This window comes from Bacillus sp. 123MFChir2, from assembly GCF_000383235.1.
GTDB lineage: Bacteria > Bacillota > Bacilli > Bacillales > Bacillaceae_G > Bacillus_A.
Genome location: NZ_KB910996.1, coordinates 1 through 10,104, shown reverse-complemented (window position 1 = coordinate 10,104; position 10,104 = coordinate 1). Strand labels below are relative to the sequence as shown.

General features: G+C 36.4%; 12 protein-coding genes and 2 pseudogenes. 3 read left to right on the top strand and 11 right to left on the bottom strand.

The annotated features are described in order from the left end of the window. The 3 genes and pseudogenes from H280_RS25950 to H280_RS0121935 form a co-directional block, all read right to left on the bottom strand. Positions 1 to 143 (bottom strand): annotated as a pseudogene (locus H280_RS25950) (IS5/IS1182 family transposase); the annotation flags it as partial. Between the two features lie 174 nt (positions 144 to 317). Further along, entirely contained in the window at positions 318 to 569 is a 252-nt protein-coding gene (locus H280_RS0121940; protein WP_020063254.1) for a hypothetical protein, read from the bottom strand. A gap of 284 nt (positions 570 to 853) precedes the next feature. Then, on the bottom strand, positions 854 to 1,717 hold the full coding sequence (locus H280_RS0121935) for a YtnP family quorum-quenching lactonase (RefSeq protein WP_020063253.1): 864 nt from the start codon (positions 1,715 to 1,717) through the stop codon (positions 854 to 856). 99 nt (positions 1,718 to 1,816) lie between these two features. On the opposite strand from H280_RS0121935, the gene H280_RS0121930 reads away from it, so the two are divergent. Next, a complete protein-coding gene (locus H280_RS0121930; RefSeq protein WP_020063252.1) occupies positions 1,817 to 2,398 on the top strand; it encodes a nucleotidyltransferase family protein in 582 nt (193 codons plus the stop codon). A gap of 49 nt (positions 2,399 to 2,447) precedes the next feature. Here the strand turns inward: H280_RS0121930 and H280_RS0121925 are convergent, their stop codons facing one another. Then, the gene (locus tag H280_RS0121925; protein ID WP_020063251.1) at positions 2,448 to 3,161 is read right to left on the bottom strand and encodes an SDR family oxidoreductase; all 714 of its coding nucleotides are present in this window, start codon (positions 3,159 to 3,161) and stop codon (positions 2,448 to 2,450) included. 118 nt (positions 3,162 to 3,279) lie between these two features. Further along, positions 3,280 to 3,519, bottom strand: a complete 240-nt coding sequence (locus H280_RS24515) for a hypothetical protein (protein WP_020063250.1) — start codon at positions 3,517 to 3,519, stop codon at positions 3,280 to 3,282. 105 nt (positions 3,520 to 3,624) lie between these two features. On the opposite strand from H280_RS24515, the pseudogene H280_RS24510 reads away from it, so the two are divergent. Beyond that, a pseudogene (locus H280_RS24510) lies at positions 3,625 to 3,813 on the top strand (nucleosidase); the annotation flags it as partial. A gap of 70 nt (positions 3,814 to 3,883) precedes the next feature. Here H280_RS24510 and H280_RS0121910 read toward each other — a convergent pair. Continuing rightward, positions 3,884 to 4,222 carry a winged helix-turn-helix transcriptional regulator gene (locus tag H280_RS0121910; protein WP_020063248.1) on the bottom strand — a complete coding sequence of 113 codons (339 nt, stop codon included), beginning with the start codon at positions 4,220 to 4,222 and terminating at the stop codon, positions 3,884 to 3,886. A gap of 167 nt (positions 4,223 to 4,389) precedes the next feature. Here H280_RS0121910 and H280_RS0121905 point away from each other — a divergent pair, with 167 nt between their 5' ends. Beyond that, complete coding sequence (locus H280_RS0121905) at positions 4,390 to 4,947, top strand: NAD(P)H-dependent oxidoreductase (RefSeq protein ID WP_020063247.1); 558 nt, start codon at positions 4,390 to 4,392, stop codon at positions 4,945 to 4,947. 236 nt (positions 4,948 to 5,183) lie between these two features. Here the strand turns inward: H280_RS0121905 and H280_RS0121895 are convergent, their stop codons facing one another. From H280_RS0121895 to H280_RS0121875, 5 genes are all read right to left on the bottom strand, one after another. Then, positions 5,184 to 6,287 (bottom strand): Ger(x)C family spore germination protein, encoded by a 1,104-nt coding sequence (locus tag H280_RS0121895; RefSeq protein ID WP_020063245.1) that lies wholly within the window; start codon positions 6,285 to 6,287, stop codon positions 5,184 to 5,186. After that, positions 6,284 to 7,387 carry a GerAB/ArcD/ProY family transporter gene (locus H280_RS0121890; RefSeq protein ID WP_020063244.1) on the bottom strand — a complete coding sequence of 368 codons (1,104 nt, stop codon included), beginning with the start codon at positions 7,385 to 7,387 and terminating at the stop codon, positions 6,284 to 6,286. Before H280_RS0121890 ends, H280_RS0121895 begins: the two co-directional genes overlap by 4 nt. Before the next feature lie 4 nt (positions 7,388 to 7,391). After that, on the bottom strand, positions 7,392 to 8,939 hold the full coding sequence (locus H280_RS0121885; protein ID WP_020063243.1) for a spore germination protein: 1,548 nt from the start codon (positions 8,937 to 8,939) through the stop codon (positions 7,392 to 7,394). Positions 8,940 to 9,156: 217 nt separating this feature from the next. Beyond that, on the bottom strand, positions 9,157 to 9,537 hold the full coding sequence (locus H280_RS0121880; protein WP_051094800.1) for a cell wall hydrolase: 381 nt from the start codon (positions 9,535 to 9,537) through the stop codon (positions 9,157 to 9,159). Positions 9,538 to 9,755: 218 nt separating this feature from the next. Next, a partial coding sequence (locus tag H280_RS0121875) for an IS3 family transposase (RefSeq protein ID WP_020063217.1) occupies positions 9,756 to 10,104 on the bottom strand: 349 nt, incomplete at its 5' end.

Here is a 10,104-nt window from a genome sequence, read left to right as displayed (position 1 = left end):
CAATATTTACTTTTCAGTTCCTCTAAAACAAAAGAAAAATCTACCATTTCATTAAATTGACGGAGCATATTATCTTTTGGTATGACGATATCGTAAATCGCCATGAATGGGCTAAGGTTAAGAGATTGTTGTTTTGAAATCATCCGAGACACCACCTAGAATTATTACAACTATTATACATGAAAAAAACGAAAGCTTCCTCGATTTCATCGAGGAAGCTTTCGTTTTTTCTATGAAGACTTTTTCAGTGGCCTCTACAGAGAGAGACTTTTTTTAGTGTCTACTCTATAGGGTACATTTTACATAGACCGATACTTTTATTCATACGAACTATCTTTTCCTTTGTACAATGGCTTCGTATTCGCAAATCGAAATTTATCCACAGGCATCACTGTTTTCTTTTCTTCAACTGCTGAATCTTGTTTTTTCTGTGAGATAGGCATAAACCTTGTATTATACTGCTCTTTTATTCCTTGAATCATAAAATTTAAAACAAAAATCGATATTGCAAAAGCTACGAGCGGTGCCAATATAATCCACGGCGCTGTTAATAATTCATCTTTAGTCAATCCGATTAATCCCGACCATTCATTTGTAAGGGAAAAAAAGTATCGCCATCTTTAAGCAACAATTGTGTATGAGAATACAAATCCTTGCCATACCATGTAAATAAAAAGCTAGCTAAAACAAGACCTGTACTCGCTTGCGCCCTTTGTTTTAAAACATTGCATGTGGCCCTGACCGCTTCTATGCACGGCCAGATGCTCTCGTCTCCTCCCCTAAAAAGAAAGAGGTTTTTATGTCGTTTTTTAATTTGGATATATATAGGTTTATAATAATTATCACTCTTCCCTTATACTTCGCTTGTCACTTCTATCTCTTTTCGTTCTAACTTTTCTACCATATGCCCCTCTGCATCCCACTTCACCGCACGGTAATAAGCATCATGATAGAACGTAAACCACGCTTTCTTTTCTATCCCATATTCCATCCACTTTTGTTTATTTTCAATGGATGTCATCGGATAATCATCATACGCCATAACCCACAGTACATTTTGATGCGCATGCGTTGGCATTAAATCTGCTAAATGTAGCAACGTTTCATCTTTACTTTGTGCAACGACAACAGCATGTCCATCACTATGACCGCCTGTATGAACCATTCGCACTTCATCTGTAATACTTACTTCTTCTGTAAATGTTTGGACTTGATCTACAATCGGCTCCCAATTTTCTTTCCAATATGTATTGCGTGAACGGATATTCGGATTTCTCATTTCATCCCATTCTGTTTGTGATACATATATTTTTGCATTCGGAAACGTTGGAACAAGCTTTTCACCTTCCCATTTTGTTAAACCAGAGGCATGATCAAAATGAAGATGCGTCATACATACATACTGAATATCTTCTGCTTTTAGTCCAAGCTGAGCAAGCGATTGTTCCACAGATGACTCTTCTGTCACGCCTTGATTTCGCTTCATTTTCTCATCCATTTTGTTGTTGCCCATCCCTGAATCAATAAGGATATTTCCGTCTTTCGTTTGCAACAGCAATGGATCTGTTCGTAAATAAATTTGATTTTTATCATTATGACTATATTTGCGTGACCAAAGTACTTTCGGTACAACGCCAAACATTGCCCCGCCGTCTAAATGTGTATTTCCTCCTCGCAGCCATGTTACTTGTATATCTCCTACTTTTAAATGTTCCATTTTCTGTATCCCCCTTTCCTTTTATGTTATCATATAATTCAGAAAAAAATAAATTATCCAATAGAAGCAGCACTTACAACATATAAAAGGAGAAATATGATGAAACTAACAAACGAACAAGACATCATCCAATTAGTAAAAGAAGATCAATGGATGATGGATATATTACAAACTGCTAAACAATTACAGTTGTCCGACTGGTGGGTATGCGCTGGATTTGTCCGTTCAAAAATATGGGACACACTACACGGGTTTGAAGAAAGAACACCTTTTCCAGATATTGATGTCGTTTATTTTGATGCCAAAAACATTGATGAATCCGAAGAAAAGAAATACGAACAACAACTGCTGCATATGTTTCCAAATGTACCTTGGTCTGTAAAAAATGAAGCAAGGATGCACATCATTAGCAACATGCCGCCCTTTTCTTCTTCAGTAGACGCAATATCAAAATTTCCAGAAACAGCAACCGCACTAGGTTTGAAATTAAATGAACAGGATGAGATTGTACTAGCTGCTCCTTGGGGCGTGCAAGATGTCATTAACTTAGAAATAAGGCCGACTCCTTATTATGAGACAACGAAAGAATATGCAAATATATATGAAGAACGTGTACGTACAAAGAAATGGGAGGAGAAATGGAGTAAGGTGAAGGCTTTTTATCCTCTAAACTTTATATAGAAACATGAAGAACGCTATTCTCTCAAAAAGAATAGCGTCTTTCATTCTATTAGAGTAAAGCATGCCCACCTTCAACATGAAGAACCGTTCCTGTAACAAATTCATTCTGCATAGCATATAGTACAGCCTTGGCCACATCTTCAGCTTTTCCTACTCGCCCTGCAGGGAGTTTGTTCCCTAAGTCAGTATAAAATTTATTACGTGCTTCTTCTGCCATTTTGCTGCGTGACGGTGTATCAATAATTCCTGGTGAGACAACATTTACGCGAATTGGAGCTAGTTCTAGCGCTAACGTTTGACCAAGGTTAGAAACAGCGGCATTGACTGCACCAAGTGTTGCCGATCCAATCATAGATTTATAAGCGACAACTCCGGAAAATAATGTGATGGAACCATTATCAGCAATGTTTTTGGCACCATATTTCGCTGCATAAAATTGTCCCCAAAATTTATTTTCGAATAGCTGACGTGCTACGGCTGTATCTGTATCGATAAAAGATCCCCCAGATGTTTCTGCTGCTGTAACAACTAAGTGATCGATTGTACCTACTTGTTTAAAAAAGGATTGTACTTGTTGTTCTTGCGTTGTATCAAGCACATGAATTGTTACGTTTCCTCCTAACTGATCCTTTGCTCTTCGGAGTTTTTCCTCAGAACGACTAGCAATGATAACCTCGCTACCATGCATAAGTGCAAGTCTCGCTGTTTCTAAACCAATTCCAGAACTACCACCGATAATAACAATTTTTTGATTGTGTAACATGTTCAATTCCCCCAGTTTTTCTTGTTTTGTTTTGCTGAGGTTATTGTAATTCTATAACTTTCCTTTTTGAAGTAGTGATATTTAATTCACATAGTTACATTTCAGAAAGTTTCTTTTTTCATAAAGGGTGCACTCCTAAAAAAATTTTGCATTCCCAGCATCTATTCATTTTATCGACAAACTCGCCAACCACTTTCACATATTCATCGTCAAATAACTCTCTTGGATCAAAAGTAGATTTCACAAACATACCCAATTCTGAATTTACATATTGTGGTTTCAACACGGAATGGTTTGCTTCAGGTAAATAAGATACCGATAACAGCTCTTTCCGTATTTCTTTTTTATAAACTTCCATCGTATTTTTAACATCTACATTTTCATCACGGCCACAAACAATTAACTTAACAGGCTTTTTGTTTTAGAGAGATCCTCTGTTGCATCGCTATTTACATTCTTTTTAATGAAACTCCATCTTTCCTTAGAAATATCGCTTGATGATACGTTTAACCATTTACGTTCACTACAGTTATTAGATACAGTAACCCCTATTGATAAATATCGTGAAATTATGGGTGTACCTTTGCCAAAAGTTTTGGAAGCTTTGTTACCTAATCATTCTAGTGAAGTAAGAGCACAAACGAATGCTTTCCAAAATAATCAATGAACGCTCAGAATAATATTGTTCTGAGCGTTTTTATTTGTGATTAGTTTCTTTTACACTATAACGTTAATCCGAACCGCTTTAATTCAATGAAAATATGTTCTAAACATTTCCCTTTCTCTGTTAATGTGTATTCAACGCGCGGAGGAACTTCTGGATATACCGTTCTTTCCACAATTCCTCGCGCTTCAAGTTCCTTCAGACGAAGCGAGAGCGTTTTGGGGCTAATTCCGTCCATTGATTTTTGCAAATCACTAAATCGCATCGTTCCTTCAATAAGAAGATCTCGAATAATTAAAAACGTCCACTTTGTCCCGATTACATCAAGTGTTTTCGCAATGGGACAAATCTGTCCTGGTGTTCCTTTTGTTAATTCGATTGGCTCCATGTGACTCATTGAACCACACTCCTAAAATTTTTTTCGATTCATTTTCCTTATGTTATCACGATTCTATCTTTATGGTAACTATATGAAAAAAATATCACTACTTCCCAAAAGAAACTAACTATACATACAATATCATTAACACCTGAATCTATTTACAAAATAAGGAGGTTATAAAAATGAGTGTAAAAAACATACTGATTATAAACGGTCATCAAACTTATAGATCAGCAGAAGGAATACTAAATAAAACTTTGACAGATAACATAGTGAATGTATTCCGTACAAATCACAATGTCCAAACAACGATCGTTCAAAACGGATACAGTATCGAGGAAGAACAGAGTAAGTTTTTATGGGCTGATATCGTCATCTTTCAAACGCCTATCTATTGGTTCAATGTACCAGGATTACTAAAAACATATATGGATGAAGTGTATGCTTACGGATTATTTTTCAAAGGATCTGAGCAATATGGAAGAGGCGGCTTATTAACTGACAAGCATTATATGTTTTCAACTACATGGAATGCTCCTGAACAAGCATTTAACAATCCAGCACAATTCTTTGGAGGCAAGAGTTTAGAGGACGCACTTAGCCATTTACACCGAACACAAGAATTTATCGGTATGAAACCATTAAAGAGCTTCGCTTGCTATGATGTAATCAAAAATCCGGATATTGATAGATTTATATTTGAACTGAATACACATCTAGAAGAAGTATTGCCACTATAATTCACTTTCATATGAGAGAAGCCCTTTCAAGTGTGGGCTTCTCTCAATATGTATCTCTATTTTGCATGTACTTGTTTTTGATTCTTTTCCAGAAAGTCCTTTCCAGTCTTCATAATTTCTATAGTATTTCAAATTCATAAAGAAAAACGCTATTCTCCCAAAAGAAAAATAGCGTTTTTTATTTAAATATAAGAAAAAGTAAATTGAATTCATTTCGTCTTCTAGCTAAACGCTTGTTACTTAATCGTTCCCATTCCACCAATTTTCACACTGACGTTAACATTCACATCTCCCTTTGCCAATGCCTGATTCCATTCATTTTGAACTTTTTTCCATTGTGGGTATGTGTAGGTTCTTGCATAAATTCCAAGGCCAATCGGATCAATTTCAGCAGCTTGTATTTTCTTTACGAGTTGCTTGAAATCAGCTTCCATCTTCGTTTCAATCGCCTTTTGTAATTTTGCTCCGTTCTTTCTTGTATTAAATGCAAAAAGTCGTTCTGTAATACTGACTTTCATCTTTACATCTATATTAAATATAAAATGATTATCATACTTTACCTTTGTCTTTACTTTCATACTTTGAGAACTAAAACTTATCCAATCTTTATCATGGTTATCCGATTTTAACTTAATTGGAATTGTAAATGGAAACTCACCTTTTGTTTCGTGCTGTAAAATGCGTAACAATTTGTTTTCATCAGATTTTAACGTTAATTTATATCTGCCTTTTTCATCTAACAACGCTGTACCTGTCAGCCGTAATTTATTCTTTTTTTTCATCTCCGTAATACTTGCTGTTATCCCTTTGTCTATTATTTGCTCATGCAACTTTTGAAGAGATGTCTTTACGGTGATATTTCTTAAATAGGCGGTATCAACTAGTTTTGTTAAATATAAAGGAAGCCGCGGCTTATCCTTTGGATTATAATAGATGACATCCGAAACAGGTCCATCTACAGCAATCACTCTTGTAGTCACTGTGTTCTTGGGATCTCGGTAAAATGGATCAAGGTACTTTTCCCAATTTTTTTGTTTCATTAGCCGTTTTCCAACTAAAAAAACTTGTGTCTTACTTCCCGAGGTTAGCGCCATAACTGTGGCGTCAAATTTATCCCTAGAACTTCGAACCGTGAAAGATTTCACACCAGTATTTTCTTCTTTTATCTTTGCTTCTTTATTAAAAACAGGACTTGATATGTACACCAATAAATTATCATTTTGATCTAAATCTATACCAAGTATTAAAGTCAAGGAAACATCTTCAACATTTGTTTGATCAAAACAACCAGTCATCATAAACACCAATAACAAAATGCAACATAATACCTTTCTTTTCAATGTATCCCCTCCTGGCGATACTTCTCATATACCCAGCTATACAGCCATAAAATAATAGGTGATATATACGTCAATCCTAATCCTGCATTTGATATTGCCTGTTGCCAAGTTTCGGATTGATTCCAACTAGGATGAGTCCAAAATATAAAGCCAATAATAAGTAGCAGTAGAACAACGAGGTGAGAGCTATGGTCTTGTTTTCCTAGTAATTGGCTAGAACAAAATACAGCGCAGTATATGCAAGGCATCCAAGCTGTAGAAACCACAATTAAGTAAACAGCTAATAAAATCATGTCAAAACGTTCTAAAAAACGAAATTCAATTACTTTCAATAAATTTAGTACGGGCTGATTAAATTCTGTAATGCTATCGGGACTAAAATAGGAAAAACAAACAAGAGTAGCAAATAAATAAAATAACATCGTCAAAGTATTTGCAATAACGAATCCATGGGCTGCATACTGTTTTTTTTGTAAAAAAGGATATAAAAAGAATGCGATATCAAACCCTAAAAAAGTAAAAATAGTAGTCGGTACAGCCGTTAATACTGGTTTCCATCCTTCTTTTAAGAGCGGAAAGAACGGTAGCCAACTCCCTCCTTCTTTTAGCGGCATCAAAAAAAATAATGGAACCCAAATCATCATATAAAAACCAAGTTCGCAGTATCGTCCTAGAATTCGAGGTCCGTTGCGCACAACAAGAAATGTAGGAATGGAAAACAAAAAGATAATGATATAGTCAGGTGTTTTCGGAAGAAGCCATCCCTTAAGATAAAGCAAAGCATTCACAAGAATGATGCAAGAATAACAAGCAAAATAGATCATATAAATGACAGCTAGCGCTTTCCCAATTATTTTTCCAAACAATCGTATAAGAATGTCATAGAGCGTGTCCTCTGGATATCTTGCAGATGTTTTCACAATAAAAATACCGGATATTGTCGAGAAGGCCCAGCCGATAAGTATTGCGATCCATCCATCTGTTCCAGCTTTTTCAGCAAGAACTCGCGGAAGTGATAAAATGCCAGTTGCGACCTGCATTCCATTAATTAAAAAAATATACTGGAGAAGTGTGATGTCATTATAGGCATACTTTTTCATAGTTTCACCTTTTATTATGGTTTTTTCCTTGTCGAATAGATTGTACAGCACCCGTACCCTTAGGACGATTTTTCATTGTCCATAAAGGAAAGCGAATAAAGGCATCCTTCATATCTGCAAAGCGAAACGGTGCTAACGGAGTACCATAAGGAGTTCCTAGCGATTCAAGACTGATGAGATGCGCAACTAGTGTCATCCACCCGATAACAATTCCGACAATCCCAAATAAAGCAGCCGATATCATCATTGGAAAACGTAACAGCCTAACTGCCGCCCCCATATCATAATTAGGAATAATAAAAGAAGCGATAGCCGTAACAGCAACAACAATAATCATAATGTTGCTGACAATTCCCGCTTGAACAGCAGCCTGTCCAATGATAATCCCGCCTACAATTCCAACTGTCTGACCGATTGGAGTAGGCAAACGCAATGCTCCTTCTCTCATCATTTCCAATGTCATTTCCATCAGCAGTGCTTCCATAACCGGAGAAAAAGGCACGCGCGTTCTTGATTCGGCAATAGATAAATAAAGTTCTACAGGAATGACTTCAAAGTTAAAAGAAATAAACGCAACATAACTCGCCGGCAAAAATAGAGCAATCATAAAAGCAATAAACCGCAGTATTCGAATAAACGAAGCGACTAGCCAGCGTGTCCCGTAATCGTCGACTCCTTGAAAAAAGGATATAAAATTTGTTGGAGCAATTAATACATTTGGAGAATGATCCACTACAGCTACAAATCTTCCCTGAAGAATGTGAGATACAGCCACATCAGGCCTTTCAGTTAACATAAATTGCGGAAACGGTGAGTACGGATTATCTTCAATGAATTCGATAAGTTCACCGCTACTAGCAATCGCGTCGACCGTAACACCTTGAATCCGTGTTTCCAATTCTTTCAGCACATCTTCAGAGGCCACATCTTTCAAATATAAAATAGAAATTCTCGTTTTACTTCGCATACCAATTATTATTTCTTTTACCATAAATTCGCGGTGAGGAATGTATCTTCGAATCATCGCTACATTTTGACTTCCAGTTTCTACAAATGATTGATGGGCGCCTTTTAGAGATATTTCATTATGCGTATCTTCAATATTTCTTTGCGGCCATCCTTTCGTGTCTAATTGATGCGCCGTCCTTTGTCCATGAATCAATAAAACACTATCCCCTCCCAAAATAGCATTTTCAATCCGGCTCCACGTATTAATCATTTCAATATGCCCTAAGGGAATGGGAATTTCCTTATTCACATCATAACCGCTGTCCATCAATGGAGTTAAAACATGTTTTTGAATCAATTGTTTATCTGTTAATCCAGACAAATACACTAAGGCTGCTTCTAATCCATCTCCTGGCATTTGAAACCGCCGAATCACTAAATCAGGCGCTTGACAAAAGAGCTCCTGAAGCTCAGCTATGTTTTTAGATAAATCAGCATCTAAGAGGGAGTCCTCTATATTTTTTTCCTGAAAATGAGTATTGTCGCTCCTTGAAAACGACTTAGGATTTCCCCTACTTTTTAACCGTTTCAGAAACTTAACCACAAACTCCCTCCCTTTCTACGTACGTTCTATATTATTGTTTAGTATGTATTTCCTAAGGGAAAATATTCTAACAACCATTTTGCCTCATTGTTCACGAACTAATTGTCCTCTTAACCAAAAAGGCACCTCATTTTGTTTTTTGGGTACCTTTTTGATATATCAAATATTGCCGAGAGGTCTTTATACCATGTCGGATCGCCGATATATTTTCCCTGCGTTACTTTCCGCTATATACTTTCGGACATTCGTCTCCAGTCGGCTCGTAAAAACAATGATTTTTGTATTGCCCTGCAAAAGGTTGGTCCCACCATGTAGGAGGACAGTTACCAACTGGACGGAAAAACCACAAAGAATATACGCCTGGCCATATACGAGCATAATTCAAACATTTTCTTGCCATTTCTTTGTCGCTCTCTCTTGCCCTTTGATAAAAATACCCTTTCGTCGTTGCTTCAAATCCACCTGGTTGCTGATACACCATTTGCGAAATATTTGTAATTTTCTTAAAGTCTAAACAATCACACATGACACGATTCACCCCAACTGTTCCTACTGCCATCATGCCTTGTTGTCCTTCTCCTTCTGCTTCTGCACGCATAAGACGAGCAAGTAAACCTACATCACTTTCTGTATACGCAATTCTCGTCACTTTTATCCCTCCGTTCTCCCTATAACTATATGCAGAAATAATTATTTGTTTTAAAAAGACAGGTTCTAAATAACAAAAAACCCGAATAGAGACTTTTTAACTTGTCTACTACTCGGGTAATGCCTATAATTAATCTGTACCCTTTGTAAAGGACATTTAAAAAAAGCCTAGGCAGTTTTAAGAAGATGCTCCCTGAATTGAATAGGGCTCATCTTTTTTAAATTCCATTGGCATCTGTCGTGATTGTAATATTTCATATATTGCTTTATTTCATGTTTTAGTTCAGCTAGGCTTGTACATGATTTAATAAAGGCTTCGTCTTTAAAATGTCCAAAGAATGATTCTTGAGGAGCGTTATCCCAACAGTTCCCCTTTCTTGACATTGATTGAAGTAGCCCTAGTTTTTTTACTAACTTTTGGAAGCTTGGGTGTGTATAGTGAACTCCTTGATCTGAGTGAATTAAGGCATCTTTTGTCTTCTTAAACTTTCTGTTTTTCTTTAACCTTAAAAGGGTA

Excerpts from the sequence above, each read along its gene's own strand:
- H280_RS0121935 (WP_020063253.1), bottom strand. The coding sequence starts at position 1,717 with ATGGAACATTTAAAAGTAGGAGATATACAAGTAACATGGCTGCGAGGA.
- H280_RS0121930 (WP_020063252.1), top strand. The coding sequence starts at position 1,817 with ATGAAACTAACAAACGAACAAGACATCATCCAATTAGTAAAAGAAGAT.
- H280_RS0121925 (WP_020063251.1), bottom strand. The coding sequence starts at position 3,161 with ATGTTACACAATCAAAAAATTGTTATTATCGGTGGTAGTTCTGGAATT.
- H280_RS24515 (WP_020063250.1), bottom strand. The coding sequence starts at position 3,519 with ATGGAAGTTTATAAAAAAGAAATACGGAAAGAGCTGTTATCGGTATCT.
- H280_RS0121910 (WP_020063248.1), bottom strand. The coding sequence starts at position 4,222 with ATGAGTCACATGGAGCCAATCGAATTAACAAAAGGAACACCAGGACAG.
- H280_RS0121905 (WP_020063247.1), top strand. The coding sequence starts at position 4,390 with ATGAGTGTAAAAAACATACTGATTATAAACGGTCATCAAACTTATAGA.
- H280_RS0121890 (WP_020063244.1), bottom strand. The coding sequence starts at position 7,387 with ATGAAAAAGTATGCCTATAATGACATCACACTTCTCCAGTATATTTTT.
- H280_RS0121880 (WP_051094800.1), bottom strand. The coding sequence starts at position 9,537 with ATGCGTGCAGAAGCAGAAGGAGAAGGACAACAAGGCATGATGGCAGTA.